Below are 25,031 nucleotides of genomic sequence, written 5' to 3'. Positions count from 1 at the left end.
TAAAGGGCTATCCGCTTCTGCGCTATGCTTTTATTGTAAAGGGATTTTAACAAAAGCAATAAAGGCCGTCTGAAATGCCTTTAATCAACTTTTCAGACGGCCTTTAATCGAAGTCTGCCTGCTTATTCAGTGCAGGATATGGCAACTTCCGCCACATCGTCCGCACTGTGCGGCAACGCCAAGGTACGGGCATTTTTCGCCCATTTCAGGCATTTTTCACGGTTTAATCCGCCGAGGATTTCGGCCAGTTTTTCTGCCGTCAGTTGGGTTTGCGGTAGCAGCAAACCAGCTTCGGCCTGCACCATAAAACGCGCATTGGCTGTTTGATGGTCGTCTACTGCGTGCGGATACGGCACCAGCAATGCACCCAAACCGGCAGCCGTCAGCTCGGCAATCGTCAGCGCACCGGCACGGCAAATCACCAAATCGGCATCACGGTAGGCGGATACCATATCGGTAATAAATTCGACGCACTCGGCTTGCACACCTAATGCATCGTAATCCGCCTGTAGGTTGCCCAATTTATTGCGGCCGGACTGATGATATATTTGCGGACGGGCCGCCTCAGGCAATAATGCCAAAGCTTGCGGAACGGTTTTGTTCAACACATCCGCACCCAAACTGCCGCCCACCACCAAAACTTTCAGACGGCCTTGACGGTTTTCAAAGCGTTCTTCGGGAACAGGCAATGCCGCAATATCGGCACGGACAGGGTTACCCACCAATCCGCCCTCATGTTGAAAGGCTTTAGGGAATGCATACAGGACACGTTTTGCCCAACGCGACAGTTGGCGGTTGGACAAACCGGCTACGGCGTTTTGCTCGTGAATCACAATCGGCACACCGGAAATTTTTGCCGCCAAGCCGCCGGGGAAAGTAACGAAACCGCCAAAACCGATAACGCACTCGACACGGTGTTTCTTAATAATCTGCTGCGCCGCACGGACGGTTTTATACAGCGTAAATGGCAACATCAGCTTGCGCTTGATGCCGTTGCCGCGTATGCCTTTAATCGCCAGCGTTTCCAAGCGTATGCCGTATTGCGGCACGATACGCTCTTCCATCGAATCCTGACTGCCCAGCCAAATCACATGATGGCCGCGCTTTTGCAGCGACTCGGCAACCGCCAATGCAGGGAAAATATGACCGCCCGTACCGCCGGCCATCAGCATAAAAGTTTTACCGCTCATGGTTTTACTCCACTGAATAACCGCGCATTTTTTGGCGGTTTTCATAATCAATGCGCAATAACAAAGTAACGCACACCAGCATGATAAAGACAGCCGAACCACCGTAAGACATAAACGGCAAAGTCAGGCCTTTAGTGGGCAGGATACCAATGTTTACACCGATATTGAAGAAACTTTGAATACCAATCCAAATACCGATACCGTTGGCAATATACGCGCTAAACATCAAGCCCGAATCACGCGCTTGCTTGCCGATGGAAAACGCACGCCACACCAGCCAGCCGTAGCAGAACACCAAAACCAGCATCCCGAAAAAGCCGAACTCCTCGCCGATGACGGCAAAAATAAAGTCCGTGTGCGCTTCAGGCAGATAGAAACGTTTTTCCAAACTCGCACCCAAGCCCTCGCCAAACCAGCCCCCGCGCGCAATCGCCATCAAGGAATGCGTCAGCTGATAGCCTTTACCCAAAGGATCGCTCCAAGGGTCCAAAAACGCCGCCACACGCGCCATACGGTAAGGCGCGGCCAAAATCAGCAAGCCCATACCGCTCGCAACGGTCGCCACCAATACGGCAAAATATTTCCACGGGAAACCTGCCAAAAACAGCATACCCATGGTAATCACGACAATCACGACAAACGAGCCAAAGTCCGGCTGACCCATAATCAAAACCAAACCGACCGCCACCAACATAATCGGCAGAATCAAGGTCTTAAACTTGCGGAAGCGTTCTTTTACCCTTACCCAAGCTTCACTTTTAAAAGGGCTGCACACCAAATCGCCAATACCGGTAAACAAAGACGACCAACCCAAAGAATCCAAATCACGCAACATTTCTTCACGGCGCGTAAACAGGCTGGACAAATACAAGACCGTCGCCAATTTGAAAAATTCAGTCGGTTGCAAGTTGAGCGGCCCGATATGAATCCAGCGCGTCGCGCCATTAATCTCACGGCCGACAAACAAAACCAGCAACAACAGCAAACCTGAAACAGCAAAATAAAACGGAATAATCCGCCGCCAGAAACTCATCTTCAGCAGGAAAAGCGGCAAGCATATAGCCACTGTAAACAGGATAAACATTGCCTGTTTGGACACAAAAGAAAACTGGCTGCCCCCTTCCGATGCTGCATACGCAATAGAAGCCGAATAAATCATAATCAGGCTGAAGACCGTCATTAAGACGACCATCCACAAGAGAGAAACATCAAACTTCCGACCATCGCGCGCAATCGGCCGGTCAAGCATTTTGGAAAGACTAATCATGAAAACATCCGTAACGGCTTGAATAAAATATTCAGACGGCCTGCTAATGGGCAAGAGGCCGTCTGAAAAAATGAATTAACGTTATTTTAAAGGTTTATTTCCAAACCAACAATTCAGAATCTACGGTTCAAAAAAGAGAAAGCGTGTTGACCTATCCTTAGGAAGGATTGGCGGATTATTTTAGATAAAAATCCCAGTATCAAGCCCCCTGCCCTGTCGAGCTTTTCAGACGGTCTGATAAGCAATCGATATAAGTTTTAACCCTGCATTCATCCCTTCGGTAGGCATAGAACCTACGGCAGAATCTCAATTTCCGCATTGTGTTTCACACTGCGGTAGAGTTCGTCGACTTCCTCGTCCGTTACCGCAATGCAGCCGTTGGTCCAGTCTTTTTGTAGGTGTTTTTTACCGATAAAACCCCAGCCGTTTTTCATGCCGTGGATTTTAATCAACCCGCCCGGGCTTTGGCCTTGTGCCGCCGCGTAGGCTTTGTCGGCTTCGTTGGGATAGGAAACGCCGAGGTTTTTGTGGTATCCGCTGTTGGGATTGCGCTCATTGATGCGGTATTTTCCTTCGGGCGTTTTGCCGTCGCCTTCAAACTGTTTATGCCCAACCGGCTGCTTGCCCAACGAAATGGGATAGGTTTTCAGCAGCCTGCCTTGCGAGTACGCCGACATGGTACGTTTGCTTTTATGCACGACCAATCTGTCGATAACTGCATCTTCAGGTAACGGCGCTTCACTTGGCATAGTAACGGTTGTCGTAGAACGAATTGGTGCGGCAAACCAAAATACTGAAGCGGCGACAGCCGAAAGCACGACTGCCACCAAGCCGATTTTCAACCCTCTTTTCATCTTTCAGACGGCCTTACAAAGCTTTGAACGCCTCGATAAACACTTCCGAACGGTGTGCATAGCCTTTGAACATATCGAAGCTCGCGCAGGCGGGGCTGAGCAGCACAATATCACCCGCTTCGGCTTGGGCGTATGCCGTCTGAACCGCTTCTTCCAAAGTGGCGCAGTCGGTCATATTCAGACCGCAGCCGTCCAAATCGCGGCGGATTTGCGGCGCATCGACACCAATCAGGAACACGCCTTTTGCCTTGCCGGCAAGCGCGTCGCGCAGGGGCGTGAAATCCTGCCCTTTGCCCATGCCGCCCAAAATGACGAAGAGCGGATTTTGCAAACCGGCAATCGCGGCGGCGGTCGCGCCGACGTTCGTGCCTTTACTGTCGTCGATAAACACCACGCCGTTTTTCTCGCCGATTTTTTCGACGCGGTGCGGCAGGCCTTGGAAGGTTTTGACGTGTTCGAGCAATGCTTCGCGCGGCAAACCGATAGCCTCGCACAAAGCCACGGCAGCCATAACGTTGGCGGCGTTGTGCAAGCCTTGCAGCGGGATGTCTTGCGTGGCAATCAAATCTTCATTGCCTTGTTTCAGGCGGCCTGTCTCACGTTCCAACCAAAAATCGGCTTCGTGTTCCAACGAAAACCATTTCACCTCGCGCCCTGCCCGTTTCATCGCACGACAGAACACGTCGTCCGCATTCAAAACCTGCACGCCATCGCCACGGAAAATCTTGTCCTTGGTATGCGCATAGTCGAGCAAATCATCGTAGCGGTCGAGATGGTCTTCGGAAATGTTCAGCACCGTCGCCGCGGTCGGGCGCAGGCTTTCGGTATTTTCCAGTTGGAAGCTGGAAAGCTCCAACACCCACACGTCCGCCTTTTTGCCTTCGCGCTGCAATTCAGCCTCCAAAACCGGCGTGCCGATATTACCCGCGATAACAGTATCCAGCCCACACTTGATGCAGAGATAGCCGACCAAGCTCGTTACCGTCGTTTTGCCGTTGCTGCCGGTAATCGCAATCACTTTGTCGCCACGACGGTTCACAATGTCCGCCAGCAATTCGATGTCGCCCAACACGCGCCCGCCGTTTTGCTTGAACGCTTCAATATCTGGCTGCCGCTCGCTGATGCCGGGACTGAGCGCCAAAATATCGAAACCGTTATCCAGCGCATCTTTCATGCGACCCGTGTAAAACACCAGCCCGTCAAACATCTTACCGATTTGCGACACGCGCTCAGCTTTCAGCTCCGCATCATACGCAGCAACCTCCGCACCGTTTTTGCGCAGGTAGGCAATCATGGAAATACCCGTGCCACCAAGCCCGGCGACGAGGATTTTTTTGTTTTGAAAAGTCATTTTGGTTTTGTCCTAAGTTTTTTCAGACGGCCTTTGAATAAGGATTCAATATCCTGCCTGATTTAATATGCGATAAGCATCGCAACCTCGTTGCAATCCATTATTACAAGCCTTACCAAACCACTCTTTGGTGATCTTATAGTTCTGACGAACACCTTCTCCTTTGGCATACATCACACCCAAATTATATTGGGCTTCTGCAAGCCCTTGTTCTGCTGCCTTGCGATACCACTGCACTGCCTGTGCATAGTCTTGACTGGCTCCTTGTCCTTCCTCATACATCACACCCAAATTAGATTGGGCATCGGCATACCCTTGCTCTGCCGCCTTGCGATACCACTGCACTGCTTGTGTATAGTCCTGACGGACTCCTTTACCTTTTTCATACGCCACACCCAAATTATATTGGGCTTTAGCATACCCTTGTTCTGCTGCCTTGCGATACCATTTGACCGCTTCAACATAGTCTTTGCGGACACCTTGCCCATCGTAATACATCACACCCAAATTATATTGGGCTTTTGCATCCCCTTGTTCTGCCGCCTTGCGATACCATTTGACCGCTTCAACATAGTTTTTGCGGACACCTTGCCCATCGTAATACATCACACCCAAATTATATTGGGCTTCTGCATCCCCTTGTTCTGCCGCCTTGCGATACCACTGCACCGCCTGTGCATCATCTTGACGGACTCCTTGCCCATTGTCGTACATCACACCCAAATTATATTGGGCTTTTACATACCCTTGTTCTGCCGCCTTGCGATACCACTGCACCGCCTGTGCATCATCTTGACGAACTCCTTGCCCATTGTCGTACATCACACCCAAATTATATTGGGCTTTTGCATCCCCTTGTTCTGCCGCCTTGCGATACCACTGCACCGCCTGTGTATAGTCCTGACGAACTCCTTGCCCATTGTAGTACATCAAACCCAAATTAAATTGGGCTTTAGCATACCCTTGCTCTGCAGCTTGAAGCGTTTTCTTAAAATCCGGTACATTATCAGCCCAAACTGCCTGCACCAAGCCCAAAGATAACAGGGCTACCATCATTTTTTTTAATAATTTATTCATTCTAAAATCCATTTCTTTCAAATTATTATTTCTGTTTTATCCTAGTTTTTCAGACGACGTTTTATTTCTTTCTCGGTTTTGCCTGACGATAGCCGTTACCGACATTTTTACCTGTATTGATACAAATGCGCCCTTCACATATGTAGGCATCCGACTCAGCAAATGCTTTGGCAGTTTCAATGGCATGTTCATAACTCTCCAATTCCGCACGCCTATCAGCCAAATCAACAACCGTATATCGCACCACCACAAACAATATAATGACAGCAATAACTAATACTACGCCTATGCCGATATACCAGCTTTTGATAATTTTATTGAGTTTTCCCACTTCACGATTTAATTCATCAACTGCCTTCTTATACCCTTCACTTGCTAAGCCCAACGACTGCTCAGTTTCTTGTCGGATAGTCTTCCCTGCATTGTCAACTATATTACCAACCTGTCGTCTGAACCGGTCAGATTCCTCCGACAAAGCACACTGTTGCTCATTAATTCGGCCATCAATTTTCTTCCCCTGTTCGATAATGTCCGCCCGCAACATTACCAACACCTTTATAGCCTCATCAAATTTCTTATCGTCCATTTAAACCTTCCCCGATATACGGATTTAAAGCGTTCTGATCATTGCACGACTTGAATGTACCAACTCCTGTTGCCGCTCCAATTCCTGCTGTTCTTTATCTTCAGCCAACAGATTTTCTCCCTGCCTCAGCATACGCTGACCTTCTTCCGACTGCGCCAGACTTTTACCCAACGCATCCAACTGACTGCTGTCCGCAGACAAAACTGCAGCGTATAAATCACTGCCGTTCAAATTGTTCCAGTCGGTATTATTGTAGTCGAAAGAATGTTTTTGATGATCAGACCGTTTCTGCCTTTTCTGCTCATCATGATGATACAGTACCCCGCTTTTCTCTAGTCGGTCTATGATACCTCCATTGAGATTCAACCCGCTTGCCATCCCTACCCTTGCCCCGTTAATCAGGCTCCAATGTGAAGATTTGTTCTGCTCAATACGATAGCCTTCTTCCGTCAGTGTTCGCGTTTTCAAATTTCCTGAAAAAGTAATTTCTACTTTTCTGCCGATACCTTCAGGATCGATTTCTCGTTGAAGTTTGAAATTGATCATTTCCGAAGTTCGCCCACCAACAAAATCAAAATTTTCGTTTTTGTAAGGACGTATAGCAAAATCCTTGATGTACCTTCTACCATCGGGCTCAACCACAAACCGTGCTTTGTCGTCCAACATAAAAGCACTGGTATTCCAGATATATGCTCGCTCGACCAAATCATCTTTTCCATCATCGTACATAGCAAGCGTCAGAGATACCCATCCTCTATCTAAGCCGAAATGCTTCATAACTTCAGCCTTACTGTACTCTCCAGGTTTTAATCTATAAGCAGGTTTCTGATAGTTTTCATTAAAAAATTTATTTACATATTCAAAATCTGACGCTCTTGCAAACCGTCCAGGACCATTCATAAACATTTGCGCAGAAACTGAGTATGGCTCACGTTTTTGAGAAATAATGTGGGTATCAATTTTATTTTTAGGTGGAATGGGTTGCCCATATAAATAAAGACTTGTCATTTCTTCCATTGTTGGTAACTTATTCATTTCAATTCTTTCATATTTTAATCTAGAGTCAAATTATTAATTTAATAATTTGATAGATGTCAAAATTCAATCAATACTAAAATTGTCAACCAACTCACAATTACCAAATATGCAGCTACTCCATAAACACCAATAACAACACCCTGCCCAATCTTGCTTCTAACAATTTTTATCAACTTACTATAAATTATTAAATAAATTAACATAATACAACCAAGGAGTATAAAATATGGTATAAAGGAAATTTTCAACCATACCCAAGCATCTTTCCAAAATAATAAAAGCAATACTAAGTAAAGTAGAGACATCATTAACATTTGGTAGTATCTAATAGATTGAATTTTAAATGAGTAAATAACTACCCCAAACACTATACCCAAAACAGCATGCAAAATGAAAAAATAATTATCAAACAATGAAGAAAAATCCATAACCCTCACCTTTTTAATATCTAATGACTTTAATGTCTTTAATAACCAAAATAGTTTATTCCAGCCATTCTAAAATCCTTACTCATACCAATAATCCGGAGCAGAAAAAAATTTACTATATCTGCTTATTTCATAATAAGTATTTTTCCTTCTTATACCTGGTTTATATTCACTTAACCAATGCAGATATTGGTGAGATGGTAGCATTCTTTCAGGATAACGATCCGCTTACATCTCAATATGACAACATTCAGGATTTTTCTTTTAAACTCATCTGTATCTTTATATGGAACAACCGAATCCACAAATATTTCACTTCCGCCGCTATCAGTTTCATATTGGATTTCTTTATAAACCTGTTCTTTCAATATCAGTTGAATAGCATCAATTTTCCATTCTACCTGCTGCAAATTCTTGGACGATATTGGCAACAAAATCTTTCTTATTAAAATCCACACTGCTTGTCAAAAATAGCTCCAACCTAAATTAATCATTTCAGGATATTTTGATTTGGGTCTATCGTATTAAATAACTCTTTTAATCCTTTTGAATCTAATAAAATCAAAAATCTCTCATCATTCTTAATAATTTTACTGAATAAAAAAGCTTCTCCCGCTGCTGCCTCTCGAGTAAGTATTTGGACAGAATGGGTGTTATACTTAATTTCAATCAATATCAAATATACTGAATCAAATTTATCATAGGGATTTAATGTACTTTTAATTCTATTAAAACCAGAGAAAAAATGAGAAAAGTCTTTTGGTTCTAAACGGTAATGGACAGATTTTGTACCAAATAAGTCCTTATAACCCAAACCTTCCCCTACTCTTTGTTTAATTTGCTCAGCAGTAGAAATGGGCGAAAATGATTCAACAAATCCATAGAGAGCATATACATCGATAGATTTAACACCCTCACTAGGAATTTGTATCACCTCATCTAATTTTTTTGTATTCTTAGCAAAATAAGTATTCATATTCATATTATGCAACTCCTGTTTTTTCGAAATGTTCACATCTTTTACCAAAGTTTCTGTTTGGCAAGCTGATAATGTTATACAAAAACTAATTCCAAGTAGAAATCTCAACATATCTATCCTTTCTTATATCTTTTCCACAATTTTAAAAATATAGATAACTGGGAATTTCAAAAACTTCTCCGCAACGGCTCACTCCATAATAGCTTCTTGTTTTTTCAATTTTCTGATAAACACGCTTTTGTTCTTCATCCATTTTAAAATTTGGCCTTATTTGCCAATACTCCAACATTACATATCCATAAAATTTCCCAGTGAATTTATAGACATATTTAACCGGACCGCTACCGTCATTAATATCACCTATATATACATGACAGCAATCATCATTAAATGATTTAAAATTAGCAATATCAAAAGTCTCAGAATTTTTAGAAAAATCTTGATTTTTTTTATACCCACCCAAAGAAATATCTGAACTCTTATTTATCAACAAAATTATTGCATCATTAACCATTTTTTCTTTTGAATATTCAGAAAAATACTTTCTGTCCCTAATGCAATATCCTTTATCTACGATTTGCGACATACCCATATATAAAATTAACGGGGTAACAATGATTAAAATTGCTATACATCGCCGCACTTTTATAGGAAGTGTGCACGTATATTTATAAATTCTCCATACGATGTACACAATAATAGGAAAAAAGACTATTCCAACTAACCACATCAGCATTATTCCTACAACATCCATATTACCTCCTGTTTTAGCCGTAGGCTGGATTCAGAATCCGACCTTTTCATGATTTGAGTTTAAAGCCCCCCCTTTATCATGATGATTAATCTATTTTTACATTTGCTATCATAATCACTTTTCAGACGACCTCAACCTTCAAAATAACTGTCCACGCCATATTGCTTTAATACGTTTTTCAATTCAGGAATGCGGATTATGGGATCAACCGCCATCGGCGGCATAGGCGGTTCAACACCGTCTTCGTTTTGGTTACGGCACCAATCTGCCATTGCAAAAACTTGGATTAAAACAGGTTCGGCAAGTGCTTTGTCGATGTCCAGTTCACTCATGGCTTGGGCAAAGCAGGCGATCCATTCGTTGCGGACTTGTACGTTGACGGCAAAAGGCATATGGCGGGCGCGCAGTTGGGGATGGCCGTATTTTTCGACAAAAAGTTGCGGGCCGCCGAGCCAGCCGCTGAAAAATTCGTAGAGCTTTTCGCGTATCAGGGTCATGTCTTCGCCGTGCATTTGGCGCAAGGCTTGGTATTGCGGCTCAAGTTCCATTAAGTCGTAGAAACGGTCGGTCAGGGTGCGGATGCCGGTTGCGCCGCCGAAAGATTGGTACATGTTTGGAGACTTTCTGTGTGGATTATTGCGGAATTTATTTTTGAAATAGAGGATTCAGGCAAGCATGCTTACCATTACATAATGGCCGTCTGAAACTTTCAGACGGCCATTGGAGATTTAGCGGATTTTAAGGGTACTCAAACCAATCAGTACCAAGACGATGGTGATAATCCAGAAACGGACGACGACTTGGGTTTCTTTCCAGCCTTTTTGTTCGTAATGATGATGAATCGGCGCCATCAGAAAGATGCGTTTTTTGGTGCGTTTGTACCAACCGACCTGTAACATAACGGAAATGGCTTCAACAACAAACAGGCCACCCATGATGACGAGGACAAATTCTTGGCGGATGATGACGGCAACGGTACCAAGCGCCGCGCCAAGCGCGAGCGCGCCGACGTCGCCCATAAAGACTTGTGCCGGATAAGCGTTAAACCACAAAAAGCCGAGACACGCGCCACACATGGCGGTACAGAAAATCACCACTTCGTTTGCGCCGGCAACGTAAGGCAATTGCAGGTATTGTGCAAATTGGGAGTGTCCGCTGGCATAAGCAAAGATGGCAAGACCGGCTGCAACAAGTACAACAGGGAATGCGGCCAAGCCGTCCAAACCGTCGGTCAGGTTAACGGCATTGGATGTGCCGACGATGGTCAAGTAGGACAATACCAAGAAACCGACTACGCCAAGCGGCAAGGCAACTTGTTTGAAGAAGGGAACAATCAGGATATTGTTGGCAGAGTTTGTCGCAAGGTAGAACAATGCCAAACCAGCGATGATGGCAACGCTGGACTGCCACACCATTTTAAATTTGGCAGACACGCCGTTAGGGTCTTTATAAACCACTTTACGCCAGTCGTCGTAAAAACCGAGTGCGCCGGTAGCAAGCAGGACGCCTAAGAGAATCCAAATATAAGGATTTGCCCAGTTGCCCCACAAAATTGTGGACACGGTAATGGCGGTCAAAATCAGCGAGCCGCCCATGGTTGGCGTACCGTTTTTGATCAGGTGGGTTTGAGGTCCGTCGGTACGGACGGCTTGGCCAACCTTAAGCGCAGTCAGCTTGCGGATGGTCCACGGACCAAGCAATAGAGAAAACGCCAAAGCAGTCAAAGCCGCCATAACGGCGCGGAATGTGGTGTATTGAAAAATATTCAGGCCGGTTAACCAGTTACTGAAATGTGCGAGCCATAAAAACATGGGGCTTCCTTTTTTGTTTTTGTTGTTACGGCGGGCTTATTGCCCAATTAAAAATAAATCGGTATGCCGTCTGAAATTTCAGACGGCCTTGTTGAGTAAGATTATTTCTCTACCACGCAAATCGGATAGTTTCCAGGATTCTTTCCGCCGCCCAAGTCCAAGCAGGTATCTTCATAAATAAATGCCTGTACTTTCATTCCGGCATAAAACGCGGCAATCAGCAAACCAGCCAATAGAAAAATTTTTTTCATATTTCAGACGGCCTTTTACGCAGTTGTTGTTGCCAACGCCTCGACCACTTCTTCCATCTTCATAAAGCGCGAGCCTTTGACCAATACAGTAGCGCGTTCGGGCAAATCGTGGCTCAACACTTGAATCAGCGGATCTTTGTCAGCAAACCACAAACCTTCCGCTCCAAACGTTTCCGCTGCTTCAACGCTGTTGTCGCCGACAAAATACGCGGCCTCGATGCCTTTATCCCGTGCATACGCGCCAACTTCGACGTGCATGGCGGCGGCTTCATCCTCACCCAATTCACCCATATCACCCATTACAAAAATACGCGGCGCAGGCATAGCGGCGAGCACATCAATGGCGGCTTTCATACTGTCAGGGTTGGCATTATAAGTATCGTCAATCAAAGTTGCATCTTTAATGCCTTGCTTGATATTCAGACGGCCTTTGATATTACTGAAATTTTTCAGGCCGTCTGAAACTTCGGCAAGGCTCAAACCTGCCGCCAAAGCCAGAGCCGCCGCTGCTACGGCATTATGCACATTGTGACGGCCAGGGACCGGCAGTACCACAGCAACACGTTCATTACCACGCACCAAATCAAACGCACAAGACAACGGCTTCAACTCAATATTTTCCGCATGGACATCGCCACTGGCAACACCGAAAGACTGAGCGTTCAATTGTGCAGTAGCCGCTTCAAATGTAGCGATATTGGCATCTTCGCACGGAATCAACGCAATGCCGTCTGAAAGCAAACCTTCGTAGATTTCACTTTTTGCTTTGGCAATGTCGCCAACACCATCGAAACCGCAACCGACATGCGCGCGCAAGGCATTATTGACCAAAGCAACGTTCGGACCGGCGATTCGGGTCAGCAAAGACAACTCGCCAAAATGGTTCATACCCATTTCAATGACGGCATAGCGGTGTTTTTCGTTCAGTTTTAACAAAGTCAGCGGCAGGCCGATATGATTGTTGAAATTGCCGGCAGTCGCCAACACAGCTTCATTACCGAATCGATGACGCAATACGCCGGCCAACATCTCTTTAACCGTCGTTTTACCGGAAGAGCCGGTAATGCCAAAAACAAACGGATTCACATTTTCACGCCACGCCTTCGCCAGTTTTTGCAAAGCCACAAGCGTATCGTCAACCTTCAATGCGCCTTCCAGAGCCGCGCAATCTTCGCGCGAAACCACAACCGCCGTTGCCCCTGCTACCAACACATCTTCAACAAAGTCATGCGCGTCAAAACGCTCACCGTCAAGCGCGAAAAATACGTCGCCATCCTGAATATCGCGGCTGTCTGTAACAATACGCGAAACGGGTTGATTTTCAGACGGCATCGGAAGGTCGAGGGTTTGACAAATAAAATTAAGGTCTAATGGTTTCATAGCTTTTTTAATTAATAATCAAATGACTGTTTATTTATCTGAAAATCGATGTTGAATAACCCGATAACCATTATTTCCAGCCTTTCCTGTTTTTGCACACAAACTATCTCCGCAACGCACAATATCTGAACTGTTAATCCTATTCAGCATATCTGCCTCTAATTTCTTTTGAGAGATAATGTTCGAATAGAAGAAAACCAATGCAATACCACCAAGAACTAACATAGTTAAAGTAAGTACCATACCCAATACAGTCATTCTAAATATTTTTTGGTTTTCACTTTTAACTGCGCATAAATAAGTATTAAATTCACGCACCTGATCAACCATCTGTTTCCGTGCATCATCCATATTTTGAGTATACGCTTTTACTTGCACCGAGGCTTGATGAAGAATGTCATCCCTGACCATATCAACTATCATTTTTCGCTGCTGATTTAAAGAACTATCTAGCTCCTTTTGGATATTATCTACAATTTTTCCACTATCCTCTTTATATTTTTCCATGACCATGACCATATCGATCATCAGGTTCTGTATTTGCTCTGAAGCTCTATCAAGCTCATTCATTATTAATCTCACATGTCAATCCAAACTCCCTATGGATAAACTTCCATAGGGAGACTAAATTACCAATATTCATACAAAAACTATACAGAACGGGAAAAATTCCGCTGTTGTTCTTCTTGTTGCAGCGTATTTCTGCTTTCACGTTCAGTCAATTCTTGCAATTTTGTTTGTTCGATACGTCCTTGGATTTTCTCGCTAAAACCAGCAACTTCTTCCTGATTATTTGCTAGAAGCTTTTTGGCATATGAACCGTCAGTATCGTTTAGCAAACCTTGAAGCATCGAGCGGGTTTCCTCATATTTTGATAAAGGCTTATGTTGTTCGATACCATTATCAGCATTTTTTTCTTTTTCCTGCTGCTGACCTTCGAGCAATTTTTCATATCTATCTAATCGGAGCAAATCGGCTTTTTCCGATAAAATCCGCCTACGAACACCCTCTTGGACTTTTGGACTAGAACTCATAAAATCTTGTTTGTAATGACGTAATTTACTATCATATACAGCCTCAATTATTTCAGCATCAGTTGCAGTTTTAAAATCAAGGCCGCTCTCTTTCTCTCCACGATCAATCTTACTCATCGTACCTCTCCGGTGCTGAACAGCCAAACTCCATACCATATCTTGCACGGCTTTTCCTCGTTTAGAAAAATCAAACCCTGCCTGTTTCAATGCCTGTAATTGGGGCTGATAATGTTTTGAAGCAATAAACTCATGTTGCGACTGATGAAATTTAGAATCAGTGATTGCTAAATCTTTCCATTTTTGATCAAACCCTTTTGTTTTAGGTTCTAGCCCATCAAAAGCATGATTATAGTTATTGCTATATTTCAAGTATTCTGCAAGTGTCCCCTTAGTAGTAGATAATTGATAAGAACCATAAGAAACACCTCCTGGGTCACCGACTCCTGAAGAAATTGTTGCAGGTCCTCCACTTCCTGACTCATATCCCTTTGAAGTTTTACCTAAAAACCATTTATCTAACTCCTGTTGCGCTTTTTGAAGCTCTTGCTCATATGTTGCCATCTTAATTAATTTTCCTTAAATAACAAATCTAGATTTTAAATATTTAGATTAACACTTCCAATGGCTTGGTCGCGTCAAGCTAAATTGAAAAAGCGTGTATAACGGAGACATAAATGGCTCAGAATCAAAATTTGCATCCGCATTCACATAAATAACCGCCCTATCTTTAAAACTGATTTGATAGGCTTTTTCCGTTGGTATAAATTCACTTCTACAACCCACTAACTCCTTCACTACTCCCTTACCCAAATTAGCTTCCAAAATTTTTTTAAATTGTTTATTCGGATATGAGCTTGATAAGTCGATTGAATTAATATAACCATCTCGACCATGTATAATGACTTCACTATCTTTCAAAGTTTTGACCTTTATTCGACTGGAGTTATACATATTCTTCTCTTTTTTTAGGTTGCCATACTGCCATTTCATACCCTTAATATGGTACCGGTCTGCCTCAGTCCCTACTTCAGGCTGCTTCGTGTCTGAGAAAATCAACAATAATTCTTTAAGCTGCATATTACTCTGAGAAACTGGAACATTTCTGGTTTTTGCAGAAATATCTATAGAAAATACGATACAAAGCAAACCTAACAATAATTTTCTATTCATTTTTCAATCCTAAAATCCTTAATTTAAAACTTACCCACTAAATCTTATTAAAAATAAATTAATAAGAAAATACAAGACAATTAAAAAACCTATATTTAATTCAGACGGCCTATCTGTTCTGATTAATCAGCGGATACGGATTCACCGCGCCGTTTGGCAGATACACGCCGTAATGCAGGTGAGCCGGTGTAGCCCTGGCATTGCCGGTTTTACCGACATAGCCGATAACCTGCCCTTCTTTTACTCGCTCATACAGGCGGATACGGGCAAATTTATTCAGGTGGGCATAGTAATGCCACGCACCCGGCCCTTGAATACCGATAACTTTACCGCCCAATCGGTTGCGTCCAATTTTGGTTACGATACCGGGCGTGGTACTGCGTATCGGCGTATTTTTCTTAGCAAAAATATCTACACCTTCATGCCTGCGCCCCTGACTGCGCGCCGCGCCCCAAGTATCGTCAAAACGCTTGCCTTTAACAGGATTCGGTAGGCTTTGCTCGGCAGGAGGCTGTTGCGCCCTCAACTGCTCGATTTCGGCAGCAGGGCGCGGAAGTTGTTTGGTTGTACAGCCTGCGAATAAAACTACGGCTGCACTGATTAATAAGGTTTTTGTCGGCATTTTCAGCATCAAATCGGTCTCCTTGTTGTTCAGACGGCCTTGTTAAAAAGTCCTCCGAAACAAACAACTGTGATGGGTTTAATGGCTGACGTGCCGTAATGCGTGTGTCGTATTGCTTTTATTGTATATGTTTAAATCTTTTTCAGACGGCCTTAAGGTTTCGGGCCGTCTGAAAATTTGCGATATGGCTTAACCGCGCTCTGCTAATGATTTTTCTGCGATTTCAAAATCGGAGAAATGGTGCTTCACGCCTTGTACATCCTGATAGTTTTCATGTCCTTTACCGGCAATCAGAATGATATCGTTCGTGGCAGCCTGCTCAACCGCATAACGGATGGCAACGGCACGATCAACTTCGACGCGTTCAGGATTAGGCACGGCAGGTAGGATGTCGTTGATGATGTCTTGCGGATTTTCTAAGCGCGGGTTATCGCTGGTAACCACTACTTTATCGGCACCCTGAACTGCTGCCGCACCCATCAATGGGCGTTTGCCGCGGTCTCGGTTACCTCCGCAGCCAAATACGCACCACAAAGCCGCGCCCTGTGGTTTGATTTCCTGCAAAGTGGAGAGTGCTTTTTCCAGTGCATCCGGCGTGTGGGCATAATCGACAACAACCAAAGGTTTGCCGCTGTTCATAATGCAATCCATGCGGCCTGAAGCAGGACGGATTTTTGCCAGTACTTCCAAAACGTTATTTAGTGGATAACCGTTGGCACACAGCAAGGCAACGCAGGCGGCGAGGTTTTGCGCGTTGAACCGTCCGAGCAGACGGGTACGGCATTTTCCTTCGCCCCACGGGGTTTGGAATACGGCTTCCATGCCGTCTGAAGAAGCGGTGAAAGCGGTAATGCGGATATCGGCTTGCTCGCTGAAGCCGTAGCCGTAAACGGCTAAATTGGGACAGTCTTTTTTCAGACGGCCTGCGAGTTCTGCACCGTATTCGTCATCGACATTGATGATGGCGTGTTGCAGACCATGCCAGTAGAACAGGCGCGATTTGATGGCACCATAGGCTTCCATGGTGCCATGATAGTCGAGGTGGTCGCGGGTGAGATTGGTAAAGATTGCGCTGCGAAACGGCACGCCGTTGACGCGCGATTGGTCAAGGCCGTGACTGGAAACTTCCATCGCGGCGGCTGTTGCACCTTGCTGGCGGAAACGGTAGAGCAGGGTTTGGACATCGACAGGAGCAGGCGTGGTATGCGTGGTCTCTTCCAATGCGCCCCAAAAGCCGTTGCCGACCGTGCCGATAATAGTGGTTTTTTCGCCCAACAGATCGGCGGCTTGCGCCAGCCATTGTGTGATAGAGGTTTTACCGTTGGTACCGGTTACGCCCCAAACTTTAAGGTCGTCTGAAACATTGCCGTAAACCTGTGCCGCCAACATACCGGCGCAATGTTTCAGATCTTTAATGCCTTGATTGGGAACGTTCCATTCGGGATTCCATGTGAATTTGCCGTCATCATCCCAAAAAACAAAGGTGGCACCGTTGGCGATGGCGGCAGGGATATAGCTGCGGCCGTCTGTATATTCGCCCTGACAGGCAACGAAAATGTCACCCTGTTTAATTTGTCGGCTGTCTGAATGCAACAAACGCCCTGCTGCGTTTTCACACAGCAGAGGCGGAAAGTTGGTTTCAGCCAAGGGGGTTAACTTGCTGAACATAAACAATATCTCTTTGATTGTTTGGATTATGACGGTACTTTGACAGTAGCGGTATTACTTAAAGGCTTGGTCGGGGAAACGCCTAAGATGTTCAAGCTTCCGCTCATGACTTCTTTGAATACGGGACCGGCAACCACGCCGCCGTAATAGCCGTTGGCAGTAGGTTCGTCGATGGTAACGGCCACGATCACGCGTGGATTTTTAGCCGGAGCAAAGCCGATAAACGTACCGACGTGTTTGTTGTCCACATAGCGGCCATTGACCAGTTTACGCGCCGTACCGGTTTTCGCACCTACGTCGAAACCATCCACAGCACCGGCAGTACCGGTACCGCCGGCTTCAGTAACGGAAACCATCAACTCGCGCACTTTTTTCGCAGTAGAGGCTTTGATGACGCGCTTGCCTTTAGGGGCAACCGCTTGTTTTTCAAAACTTACCGGCAACAATTCGCCGTCATGGGTCAAGACAGTATAGGCTCGCGCCAATTGCAATAAGCTTAATTGCAGACCATAACCGAAAGACATGGTTGCCTGTTCGATTTTTTGCCATCTGCGCCAGCTTCTCAACAAACCTGCAGTCTCACCAGGAAAGCCTGAATGCATACGCACGCCCACACCTAAATCGTGATAGAAATCGTACATTTCTTTAGGCGTAAACATGGCAGAAAGTTTACTGGTACCGACGTTGGAAGATTTTTGCATAATGCCGCGCACATCCAAAGTAGGATAAACGTGGGTATCTTGTACGGTAGCCGGACCGATTTTGTAAGGCAGGGTGTTGAACGTATCGGTTGCATCCACTTTGCCTGAATCCAATGCTTTGGCAATGGTAAACGGCTTCATGGCAGAACCAGGTTCAATCATGTCGGTTACGGAGCGGTTGCGGCGCTGTTCGCTATTTGCTTGACCCGGTTGATTCGGATCGTAAGCCGGGCTGTTGACCAACGCCAAAATCTCGCCAGTTTGTGCATCCAATACCACAACTGTACCCGCTCTGGCTTTGTGATAAGCCACAGCCTTGTTCAACTCGTCATACGCCAGCGTTTGAATACGCTGATCCAAAGACAAAATCATGTCTTGCCCGTTTTTAGGCACGCTGTTGCGCGGAGAGTCGAGGCTGTCTACGATATTGCCTTTGTTATCGCGCAATACGACTTTCGCACCATCTTCACCGCGCAGGCTGTCTTCACGGGAAAGCTCCAAGCCTTCCTGACCTTTGCCGTCGATATTGGTAAAACCGATAACGTGCGCAAACAGATTGCCCATCGGGTAATGACGTTTCAATTCTTTTTGGAATGCGATGCCTTTAATGCCCAATGCCTTGATTTCTTCTGCTTTCTCGTAGCTGAGTTGACGTTTCAGGTAGATAAAGCCTTTGTCTTTTTTAGACAATTTATTTTTCAAAACTTCAACAGGCACATCGGCAATGGCCGACAATTTTTCCAACTGCTCGTCAGTCGGCATTTCCTCCATACCGGAAGGCATGGCATACAATGATTCAGTAGGCGCACTCAAAGCCAATGTGGCACCATTGCGGTCGGTAATCATACCGCGTGATGCCGGCAGCGGAAGCGTACGCACAAAACGTTGGTCGCCCTGATTTTTCAAAAATTCATGCTGACTGGTTTGCAGATAAACCCCGCGTACCAACAGACCGGTAAACGCCAGCGCAACAGCGCCCAGCACCAAACCGATACGCCCGTTACTTGTCAACGGTTTTTTTGTTTTTGTAGTTCCAGACAGCATTTGAGGTTTATATTCGTTCTTAATTAACATGTTGGACTTCTCATGACTTAGCTGCTCAGTGAGCTATTAATTCCCGTAAACACCTTGAAAACAAGGCTATATTCTTATTTTTTGCGTTCCAGCATAGCCGTATTATGCGCACCCGGCGGAAGCAGATGTTGCTTTTCGGCCGCCACTTTAATCAGTTTGTGGTTGGCCAATCTTGCCTGCTCCAGCTTCAAGCGCGCGTAATCCTGTTCCAACTGAATTTCCCGCTTTTGCGCCTTATCCAACTCGATAAAGTGCAAGCGCGACTGATTTTGCTTAAACACTACGGCAAAGGCCGAAACCGTCACCAAAACCAGTAATAAAATATTCAACTTACCCATTTCAAACTTTCAGACGGCCTGTCAACAGAAACATCCCTTGCGACAATGCCGAAACGCTTCCCTAGTCAACAACCGAAATTTCGCCACTGCTTCGCTCCGCCACACGCAAAACTGCACTGCGTGCACGCGGATTGGCTTCAGTCTCTGCCGAACCCGGTTTAATTGCTTTGCCCACAGCCTTCAAAGGCGGCTGAGGCAAATCCGCTTCCTTAACCACTGCCCAACGGGGCAAAGGCGCATGTTGCGAATATTTTTTAATAAACTGCTTCACAATTCTGTCTTCCAGCGAATGGAACGCAATGACGGCCAAACGTCCACCCTCTTTCAGACGGCCTGCAACCTGTGGCAAGACTGCCTCTACCTCTTCGAGCTCGCGGTTAATAAAGATGCGAACTGCTTGGAAGGTGCGCGTTGCAGGGTCTTGTCCGCGCTCACGAGTACGGACGTTTTGCGCCACAAGCTGCGCCAGCTTGCGGGTTGTATCGATGGGACTTTCCTCCCGTTGCGCAACAATGGCGCGCGCAATCTGGCGACTAAACCGCTCTTCACCATAATTCTTAATTACCTCGTGTAAATCCTGTTCGGATGCAGTTGCAATCCATTCTGCCGCAGACATCCCGCGGGTCGGATCCATCCGCATATCTAACGGCGCATCAAAGCGGAAACTGAATCCGCGGCTGCCATCGTCAATTTGCGGCGACGAAATCCCCAAATCAAAAAGCGCACCGTCAATCTTATCGATGCCCAATTCATCCAAGGCCGTCTGAAATGTCTCAAAACCATTGTGTACGACACGGACACGTTTATCTTGCGCCGCCAGCTCATTAGCTACCGCAATCGCCTCCGGGTCTTTATCAAAAACAACCAAACGACCCTGCTCACCCAAACGTGACAAAATCAGCCGGGAATGCCCTCCCCTACCGAACGTACCGTCCACATAAATCCCATCTTCACGGATTGCTAACGCATCCACCGCCTCATGCAACAAGACAGCAACATGCTGATAATTTTCAACTTTACTCACAATTGCAAATCCGTTTGACTCAATTGGAAAGCCAATTCATCAGGATCGATATCCAAAGCCTGATTCATTTCCTCTTCCCAATGTTCGCGGCCCCACAACTCCATACGGTTTGCACGGCCAACCAAAGTAACTTCTTTTTCAAAATCCACGCGTTTGCGCAGATTGGCCGGAATCAAAACGCGTCCGGCGCTATCCCACTCCAAAATCTCCGCATTGTGCAGCAGCAAATTCTGATACCGTTGCAAAGATTCATTGCCGGCCACTTTCAACTTCAAAATCTGCTCGGCTTTTTCTTCCCAAATGGGCTCGGGGTACATCAATAATTTTTTTCGAGAATCCAGTGTGACCACAATTGCAGGCGTATAACGGCGCAGCAAAATATCACGGAATTTGGCAGGAATCGCCAACCGCCCTTTACTGTCCATACTCAATTCATGAGCACCGCCAAACACATCACACCCCAAATTCGATTAAAATAAAACTAGAGTGGGATTAAAAATCCCACCTTCCTAAAATATTTCGTTTTCACTTCTACGGAACACTTTTTAGGAAAAAGTAACCACTTTCACCCACTATGCCCCACTAACCGACACTATAAGAAATTTTGGCAATCAGGTCAAATCAACCCTTTATCTGAAATGAAACACTAAACACTTAAAATTCAATAGGTTATATATATAGAAATGCATGGCAAATTAATATTTCAGTCATTCCATATAGCATAAAACACTATATATAGTATTATTTGTGTTATTAAAATACTACATATAGTATTTTTATACCCAATTACTACCCCTCTCACAAGGGGCTATAATATACAAACAAATTCAAATTTTTTACATTATCTAACAGTCATGAAGCCACAACTCCCCCTCCCTTCCACTGATGCACAAGCCTCTTCAGCACACCTGACGAAGCTCATAAAAGACGAAATTGAACAACATCAAAACTGGATACCCTTCTCCCGGTTTATGGAGCTTGCCCTTTACACACCTCAATACGGCTATTACAGCGGAGGCAGCCATAAAATCGGCATGGACGGCGACTTCATCACTGCACCTACCCTTTCCCCCCTATTCGGACAAACCCTTGCCAAACAACTTGCCGAATTACTGCCGCAAACAGCAGGCAATATCTATGAATTTGGTGCAGGCACAGGCCATCTCGCCACCACACTCTTGCAAAATCTTTCAGACGGCTTGAATCATTACTACATTATTGAGCTATCGGCAGAGCTTGCAGAGAGACAACGTGAACATATTCTTGAGCACACATCTCCCGAAGCAGCCGCCAAAATCATCCACCTCACCACATTGCCCGAACACTTTGACGGTATCATCATCGGCAACGAAGTATTGGATGCCATGCCGGTTGAACGCTTGATTTATCAAGATGAAGGGTTTCAACAAATCGGCGTGAGCCTAGAGAATGACGAGCTAATCGAAGCCATCAGACCATTGACCCAAGCCGAACTGATACAAACAGCCTCCTTGTACCTCCCTCCCCTCCATTCATACACAAGCGAGCTACATCCTGCACAATATGCCTTTATCCAAACCCTGGCCGCCAAATTGCAGCGCGGCGGCATAATATTTATCGATTACGGCTTCGATGCCGCTCAGTATTACCACCCGCAACGTAAAGAAGGCACATTTATCGGCCACTATCGCCATCACACTATCCATGACCCATTTTTCAATATCGGCCTGACCGATCTAACCGCACACGTCAATTTCACTGATATTGCACGCGCCGGCACGGAATCAGGTTTAGACTTAATCGGCTACCTGCCTCAATCTTATTTCCTACTCAATCTCGGCATCACTGATCTGCTGGAACAGGTTGGCAGCCCGGATTCGGTTGAATATATCCAAGCCGCCGCCTCAGTACAAAAACTGATACATCAGCACGAAATGGGCGAACTTTTTAAAGTGATCGCTTTTGGCAAAAACATCGATATCGATTGGAGAGGCTTCAGCCACGGCGATATTTGCCATAAGCTATAGCCTGATAACCTACTTTTTATTTTTTAAAAACAATAAGAAATAAAAAAAATTAAAATTAACGCTTGCCAAATATTCAAAAAAAACTATAATAGCGACTTCACGAAACGGCGAATTAGCTCAGTCGGTTAGAGCAGAGGAATCATAATCCTTGTGTCCGGGGTTCGAGTCCCTGATTCGCCACCAAATTTCGGGGGTATAGCTCAGTTGGTAGAGCGCTTGCATGGCATGCAAGAGGTCAGCGGTTCGATCCCGCTTACCTCCACCACTAAACAAAAAAGCTCTTGTTAAACGCAAGAGCTTTTTTGTTTGGTTTGATTAATAACTGATTGCTCATTCATTAAGCCATTTCAATACCCAATCAATAAAGGCCGTCTGAAACATTTCAGACGGCCTTTTATCTTTTAATTACTTCACAAGCTTCAATACTTTTTTCGGCTTTTCTTCCGCAGATTCAGCTTTTTTATCTTCAGCCGCTGGAGCTTCAACAGAAGCAGGCTGATATGGCTCTACCTCAAACCCCATACCCTCTCCACTTTCGCGGCCAAATATACTGATAATATGACCGACCGGAATCCAAATCTCGTGCGCTACGCCGGAAAAACGGGCAGAGAAATTGACCCATTCGTTGTCGATATTCAAGTTATGGCTGGCAGTAGGGCCAATATTTAAAACAATTTCATTATCACGCACATACTGCATCGGCACACGGGTATGTTCATTTACCCAAGCCACGATGTGTGGTGTTTGGTTATTATCCAAACACCATTCATACAAAGCACGCAACAAATACGGTTTGGTTGAAGTTGCCATAGATCCGTCCCTTAACGACGCATGGCTTTTTCAGCCGGCGTCAATGCTTCAATAAAGGCTTCGCGTTGGAAAATCCGCTCGGCGTACTTCAGCAAAGGCGCAGCAGATTTACCCAGTTTGATGTCGTAATAGTCCAAACGCCACAACAGTGGAGACAAGGCAACATCAATCATAGAGAAGTCGTCGCCCAAGATGTATTTGTTTTTAGTAAAAGACGGTGCCAACAGAGTCAAACCATTGCCAATGGCTTCACGCGCTTTAGCTTGTTCTTTATTGGTAGATTCAGGGTTTTCCAACACTTGCACCAAGCTGAACAATTCTTTTTCCATGCGGTACAGCACCAAACGGCCGCGACCGCGCATAACAGGATCACCCGGCATCAACTGAGGATGAGGGAAACGCTCGTCAATGTATTCGTTGATAATGTTTGATTCGTGCAAAATCAAATCACGCTCAACCAAGACCGGTACTTGGTTATACGGATTCATCAAAGCCAAGTCTTCAGGTTTATTGAACACGTCCACATCTTTGATTTCAAAATCCATGCCTTTCTCATACAATACAAAACGGCAACGTTGGCTGAATGGACAAGTAATACCCGAATACAAAGTCATCATAATCTTCTACTCCTGATCAATCTTTTCAGACGGCCTTAAGCCTTATAAAAATTCTGAAAGAATTATACATAATTTCAAATACTTAATCCATAAATTAAAAATAACACACTGTTTACATTAAGAAATTTTTAGATTTTCATTAATTCAACATAAATTAATCAAGCAAAAAAAGGCAAACCCGAAACAGGCTTGCCTTTTTGATTCAAAAGAATTAATGAACGTCTTTCCAGAATTCTTTTTTCAGGAAGTACGCCAACGGCAACATTACGGCAAACAGGAATGTCAAAACCATGTAACCGATACGGTGGCGTTGCAATTGAGCAGGCTCACCCATGTATACCAGGTAGTTTACCAAATCGCGCACATAAGCATCGTACTCTTTTTGGATTACTTTACCGTTAGGCAGACGACGGCTGTGCAGACCGGTAGATTCCCAATACAGTTTAGGAGTCAGGTTGCCATGCTCGTCTTTAATCATAACAGGCTGACCTTTGGCATCCAACTCAACGGCTTGAACACCTTGTTGCTCCCACAATGGGTGAGGCATACTCGCGCCGGCCAAAACGGTATTGTTCCAACCGTTCGGACGAGTTGGGTCTTTATAGAAACCGCGCATATAAGCGTACAGGTAGTCTGCACCTTTAGAACGAGCAATCAGGGTCAAATCCGGCGGAGGCGCACCCAACCATTTGGAGGCATCTTTCGGATCCATTGCCGCTACCATTACATCACCAACGTTGTCTGTTGTGAACATCAGGTTTTTCTTGATTTCATCTTCAGTCAAACCAATATCTTTCAGACGGTTGAAGCGCATACCGCTTGCAGAGTGACAAGACAAACAGTAGTTTGTAAAGATTTGCGCACCGTGCTGCAGACTGACTTGATCACGCAGGTCGATATCGACTTTTTCGTAGTTTGCATGGCCGCCGCTGGCGACGGCTGCACTCATAGGCACTGCCAGCAATAAGGCAGCAAACCAGTTTTTCAAAGTTTGTTTCATT

General features: G+C 45.2%; 27 protein-coding genes and 2 tRNA genes. 3 read left to right on the top strand and 26 right to left on the bottom strand.

The annotated features are described in order from the left end of the window. Nucleotides 1–122: 122 nt before the first annotated feature. The 23 genes from murG to mraZ form a co-directional block, all read right to left on the bottom strand. Nucleotides 123–1,190: an undecaprenyldiphospho-muramoylpentapeptide beta-N-acetylglucosaminyltransferase gene (murG, locus tag O3661_RS06305; protein WP_371492760.1), complete on the bottom strand. Its 1,068-nt coding sequence runs from the start codon at nt 1,188–1,190 to the stop codon at nt 123–125. Between the two features lie 4 nt (nt 1,191–1,194). Next, the gene (locus tag O3661_RS06300; RefSeq protein ID WP_371492684.1) at nt 1,195–2,457 is read right to left on the bottom strand and encodes an FtsW/RodA/SpoVE family cell cycle protein; all 1,263 of its coding nucleotides are present in this window, start codon (nt 2,455–2,457) and stop codon (nt 1,195–1,197) included. Between the two features lie 293 nt (nt 2,458–2,750). Beyond that, complete coding sequence (locus O3661_RS06295; protein WP_371492683.1) at nt 2,751–3,311, bottom strand: murein L,D-transpeptidase family protein; 561 nt, start codon at nt 3,309–3,311, stop codon at nt 2,751–2,753. A gap of 13 nt (nt 3,312–3,324) precedes the next feature. Continuing rightward, on the bottom strand, nt 3,325–4,662 hold the full coding sequence (murD, locus tag O3661_RS06290; RefSeq protein ID WP_371492682.1) for a UDP-N-acetylmuramoyl-L-alanine--D-glutamate ligase: 1,338 nt from the start codon (nt 4,660–4,662) through the stop codon (nt 3,325–3,327). A 45-nt stretch (nt 4,663–4,707) separates the two neighbouring features. Then, a complete protein-coding gene (locus O3661_RS06285) occupies nt 4,708–5,751 on the bottom strand; it encodes an SEL1-like repeat protein (RefSeq protein WP_371492759.1) in 1,044 nt (347 codons plus the stop codon). Between the two features lie 49 nt (nt 5,752–5,800). Beyond that, a complete protein-coding gene (locus O3661_RS06280; RefSeq protein WP_049350848.1) occupies nt 5,801–6,325 on the bottom strand; it encodes a hypothetical protein in 525 nt (174 codons plus the stop codon). A gap of 24 nt (nt 6,326–6,349) precedes the next feature. Continuing rightward, nucleotides 6,350–7,360: a hypothetical protein gene (locus tag O3661_RS06275; protein WP_371492680.1), complete on the bottom strand. Its 1,011-nt coding sequence runs from the start codon at nt 7,358–7,360 to the stop codon at nt 6,350–6,352. Between the two features lie 59 nt (nt 7,361–7,419). Next, nucleotides 7,420–7,791, bottom strand: a complete 372-nt coding sequence (locus tag O3661_RS06270) for a hypothetical protein (protein ID WP_371492679.1) — start codon at nt 7,789–7,791, stop codon at nt 7,420–7,422. Between the two features lie 490 nt (nt 7,792–8,281). After that, nucleotides 8,282–8,773: a hypothetical protein gene (locus O3661_RS06265; protein ID WP_371492677.1), complete on the bottom strand. Its 492-nt coding sequence runs from the start codon at nt 8,771–8,773 to the stop codon at nt 8,282–8,284. Nucleotides 8,774–8,912: 139 nt separating this feature from the next. Continuing rightward, the gene (locus O3661_RS06260; protein ID WP_371492675.1) at nt 8,913–9,524 is read right to left on the bottom strand and encodes a hypothetical protein; all 612 of its coding nucleotides are present in this window, start codon (nt 9,522–9,524) and stop codon (nt 8,913–8,915) included. 131 nt (nt 9,525–9,655) lie between these two features. Then, nucleotides 9,656–10,135, bottom strand: coding sequence for a group II truncated hemoglobin (locus O3661_RS06255; protein WP_371492673.1), 480 nt, complete (start codon nt 10,133–10,135; stop codon nt 9,656–9,658). A 117-nt stretch (nt 10,136–10,252) separates the two neighbouring features. Continuing rightward, nucleotides 10,253–11,335 carry a phospho-N-acetylmuramoyl-pentapeptide-transferase gene (gene mraY / locus O3661_RS06250; protein WP_004518887.1) on the bottom strand — a complete coding sequence of 361 codons (1,083 nt, stop codon included), beginning with the start codon at nt 11,333–11,335 and terminating at the stop codon, nt 10,253–10,255. Nucleotides 11,336–11,436: 101 nt separating this feature from the next. Further along, nucleotides 11,437–11,586: a hypothetical protein gene (locus O3661_RS06245; RefSeq protein WP_003685853.1), complete on the bottom strand. Its 150-nt coding sequence runs from the start codon at nt 11,584–11,586 to the stop codon at nt 11,437–11,439. 15 nt (nt 11,587–11,601) lie between these two features. After that, nucleotides 11,602–12,966: a UDP-N-acetylmuramoyl-tripeptide--D-alanyl-D-alanine ligase gene (gene murF / locus O3661_RS06240; protein ID WP_371492672.1), complete on the bottom strand. Its 1,365-nt coding sequence runs from the start codon at nt 12,964–12,966 to the stop codon at nt 11,602–11,604. Nucleotides 12,967–12,996: 30 nt separating this feature from the next. Then, nucleotides 12,997–13,536 (bottom strand): lytic enzyme, encoded by a 540-nt coding sequence (locus tag O3661_RS06235; RefSeq protein WP_371492671.1) that lies wholly within the window; start codon nt 13,534–13,536, stop codon nt 12,997–12,999. 80 nt (nt 13,537–13,616) lie between these two features. Beyond that, nucleotides 13,617–14,561: a hypothetical protein gene (locus tag O3661_RS06230; protein ID WP_371492670.1), complete on the bottom strand. Its 945-nt coding sequence runs from the start codon at nt 14,559–14,561 to the stop codon at nt 13,617–13,619. Nucleotides 14,562–14,609: 48 nt separating this feature from the next. Next, complete coding sequence (locus O3661_RS06225) at nt 14,610–15,170, bottom strand: hypothetical protein (RefSeq protein ID WP_371492669.1); 561 nt, start codon at nt 15,168–15,170, stop codon at nt 14,610–14,612. 109 nt (nt 15,171–15,279) lie between these two features. Continuing rightward, nucleotides 15,280–15,801 (bottom strand): M23 family metallopeptidase, encoded by a 522-nt coding sequence (locus tag O3661_RS06220; protein WP_371492757.1) that lies wholly within the window; start codon nt 15,799–15,801, stop codon nt 15,280–15,282. A 180-nt stretch (nt 15,802–15,981) separates the two neighbouring features. After that, the gene (locus O3661_RS06215; protein ID WP_371492668.1) at nt 15,982–17,460 is read right to left on the bottom strand and encodes a UDP-N-acetylmuramoyl-L-alanyl-D-glutamate--2,6-diaminopimelate ligase; all 1,479 of its coding nucleotides are present in this window, start codon (nt 17,458–17,460) and stop codon (nt 15,982–15,984) included. Nucleotides 17,461–17,486: 26 nt separating this feature from the next. Then, on the bottom strand, nt 17,487–19,235 hold the full coding sequence (locus O3661_RS06210) for a peptidoglycan D,D-transpeptidase FtsI family protein (RefSeq protein ID WP_371492667.1): 1,749 nt from the start codon (nt 19,233–19,235) through the stop codon (nt 17,487–17,489). A 74-nt stretch (nt 19,236–19,309) separates the two neighbouring features. Beyond that, nucleotides 19,310–19,573, bottom strand: a complete 264-nt coding sequence (ftsL, locus tag O3661_RS06205; protein WP_003681879.1) for a cell division protein FtsL — start codon at nt 19,571–19,573, stop codon at nt 19,310–19,312. Between the two features lie 61 nt (nt 19,574–19,634). Next, the gene (gene rsmH, locus O3661_RS06200) at nt 19,635–20,597 is read right to left on the bottom strand and encodes a 16S rRNA (cytosine(1402)-N(4))-methyltransferase RsmH (protein WP_371492666.1); all 963 of its coding nucleotides are present in this window, start codon (nt 20,595–20,597) and stop codon (nt 19,635–19,637) included. Beyond that, entirely contained in the window at nt 20,594–21,049 is a 456-nt protein-coding gene (mraZ, locus tag O3661_RS06195) for a division/cell wall cluster transcriptional repressor MraZ (RefSeq protein ID WP_039864286.1), read from the bottom strand. The genes rsmH and mraZ overlap by 4 nt, the downstream gene beginning before the upstream one ends. A gap of 402 nt (nt 21,050–21,451) precedes the next feature. Here mraZ and O3661_RS06190 point away from each other — a divergent pair, with 402 nt between their 5' ends. The 3 genes from O3661_RS06190 (at nt 21,452) to O3661_RS06180 (ending at nt 22,868) form a co-directional block, all read left to right on the top strand. Then, nucleotides 21,452–22,603, top strand: a complete 1,152-nt coding sequence (locus O3661_RS06190) for a class I SAM-dependent methyltransferase (protein WP_371492665.1) — start codon at nt 21,452–21,454, stop codon at nt 22,601–22,603. Nucleotides 22,604–22,709: 106 nt separating this feature from the next. Beyond that, nucleotides 22,710–22,786: transfer RNA gene (locus tag O3661_RS06185), tRNA-Met, on the top strand. Nucleotides 22,787–22,792: 6 nt separating this feature from the next. Further along, nucleotides 22,793–22,868: transfer RNA gene (locus O3661_RS06180), tRNA-Ala, on the top strand. Nucleotides 22,869–23,008: 140 nt separating this feature from the next. Here the strand turns inward: O3661_RS06180 and O3661_RS06175 are convergent. The 3 genes from O3661_RS06175 to O3661_RS06165 form a co-directional block, all read right to left on the bottom strand. Further along, nucleotides 23,009–23,413, bottom strand: a complete 405-nt coding sequence (locus tag O3661_RS06175; RefSeq protein WP_063068439.1) for a ClpXP protease specificity-enhancing factor — start codon at nt 23,411–23,413, stop codon at nt 23,009–23,011. Nucleotides 23,414–23,424: 11 nt separating this feature from the next. Continuing rightward, complete coding sequence (locus O3661_RS06170) at nt 23,425–24,030, bottom strand: glutathione S-transferase N-terminal domain-containing protein (protein ID WP_039861850.1); 606 nt, start codon at nt 24,028–24,030, stop codon at nt 23,425–23,427. Nucleotides 24,031–24,241: 211 nt separating this feature from the next. Next, nucleotides 24,242–25,030 (bottom strand): cytochrome c1, encoded by a 789-nt coding sequence (locus tag O3661_RS06165; RefSeq protein WP_180947878.1) that lies wholly within the window; start codon nt 25,028–25,030, stop codon nt 24,242–24,244. Nucleotide 25,031 lies beyond the last annotated feature (1 nt).

This window comes from Neisseria sp. 20925_1_37, assembly GCF_041433255.1.
GTDB classification, from domain to species: Bacteria; Pseudomonadota; Gammaproteobacteria; order Burkholderiales; family Neisseriaceae; genus Neisseria; species Neisseria flavescens_D.
Note: the sequence above shows the minus strand (reverse complement) of the source record. Positions and strands in the feature narration are given on the sequence as shown.

Bases quoted from the DNA above. Each gene is read 5' to 3' on its own strand.
- O3661_RS06245 (WP_003685853.1), bottom strand. From the start codon at position 11,586: ATGAAAAAAATTTTTCTATTGGCTGGTTTGCTGATTGCCGCGTTTTAT.
- O3661_RS06295 (WP_371492683.1), bottom strand. From the start codon at position 3,311: ATGAAAAGAGGGTTGAAAATCGGCTTGGTGGCAGTCGTGCTTTCGGCT.
- O3661_RS06255 (WP_371492673.1), bottom strand. From the start codon at position 10,135: ATGTACCAATCTTTCGGCGGCGCAACCGGCATCCGCACCCTGACCGAC.
- murD (WP_371492682.1), bottom strand. From the start codon at position 4,662: ATGACTTTTCAAAACAAAAAAATCCTCGTCGCCGGGCTTGGTGGCACG.
- O3661_RS06270 (WP_371492679.1), bottom strand. From the start codon at position 7,791: ATGGATTTTTCTTCATTGTTTGATAATTATTTTTTCATTTTGCATGCT.
- O3661_RS06285 (WP_371492759.1), bottom strand. From the start codon at position 5,751: ATGGATTTTAGAATGAATAAATTATTAAAAAAAATGATGGTAGCCCTG.
- O3661_RS06280 (WP_049350848.1), bottom strand. From the start codon at position 6,325: ATGGACGATAAGAAATTTGATGAGGCTATAAAGGTGTTGGTAATGTTG.
- mraY (WP_004518887.1), bottom strand. From the start codon at position 11,335: ATGTTTTTATGGCTCGCACATTTCAGTAACTGGTTAACCGGCCTGAAT.
- O3661_RS06210 (WP_371492667.1), bottom strand. From the start codon at position 19,235: ATGTTAATTAAGAACGAATATAAACCTCAAATGCTGTCTGGAACTACA.
- O3661_RS06300 (WP_371492684.1), bottom strand. From the start codon at position 2,457: ATGATTAGTCTTTCCAAAATGCTTGACCGGCCGATTGCGCGCGATGGT.
- O3661_RS06235 (WP_371492671.1), bottom strand. From the start codon at position 13,536: ATGAATGAGCTTGATAGAGCTTCAGAGCAAATACAGAACCTGATGATC.
- O3661_RS06165 (WP_180947878.1), bottom strand. From the start codon at position 25,030: ATGAAACAAACTTTGAAAAACTGGTTTGCTGCCTTATTGCTGGCAGTG.
- murF (WP_371492672.1), bottom strand. From the start codon at position 12,966: ATGAAACCATTAGACCTTAATTTTATTTGTCAAACCCTCGACCTTCCG.
- O3661_RS06260 (WP_371492675.1), bottom strand. From the start codon at position 9,524: ATGGATGTTGTAGGAATAATGCTGATGTGGTTAGTTGGAATAGTCTTT.
- O3661_RS06230 (WP_371492670.1), bottom strand. From the start codon at position 14,561: ATGGCAACATATGAGCAAGAGCTTCAAAAAGCGCAACAGGAGTTAGAT.
- O3661_RS06220 (WP_371492757.1), bottom strand. From the start codon at position 15,801: ATGCTGAAAATGCCGACAAAAACCTTATTAATCAGTGCAGCCGTAGTT.
- O3661_RS06265 (WP_371492677.1), bottom strand. From the start codon at position 8,773: ATGAATATGAATACTTATTTTGCTAAGAATACAAAAAAATTAGATGAG.
- O3661_RS06225 (WP_371492669.1), bottom strand. From the start codon at position 15,170: ATGAATAGAAAATTATTGTTAGGTTTGCTTTGTATCGTATTTTCTATA.
- O3661_RS06215 (WP_371492668.1), bottom strand. From the start codon at position 17,460: ATGTTCAGCAAGTTAACCCCCTTGGCTGAAACCAACTTTCCGCCTCTG.
- ftsL (WP_003681879.1), bottom strand. From the start codon at position 19,573: ATGGGTAAGTTGAATATTTTATTACTGGTTTTGGTGACGGTTTCGGCC.
- O3661_RS06190 (WP_371492665.1), top strand. From the start codon at position 21,452: ATGAAGCCACAACTCCCCCTCCCTTCCACTGATGCACAAGCCTCTTCA.
- O3661_RS06275 (WP_371492680.1), bottom strand. From the start codon at position 7,360: ATGAATAAGTTACCAACAATGGAAGAAATGACAAGTCTTTATTTATAT.
- murG (WP_371492760.1), bottom strand. From the start codon at position 1,190: ATGAGCGGTAAAACTTTTATGCTGATGGCCGGCGGTACGGGCGGTCAT.
- O3661_RS06170 (WP_039861850.1), bottom strand. From the start codon at position 24,030: ATGATGACTTTGTATTCGGGTATTACTTGTCCATTCAGCCAACGTTGC.
- O3661_RS06175 (WP_063068439.1), bottom strand. From the start codon at position 23,413: ATGGCAACTTCAACCAAACCGTATTTGTTGCGTGCTTTGTATGAATGG.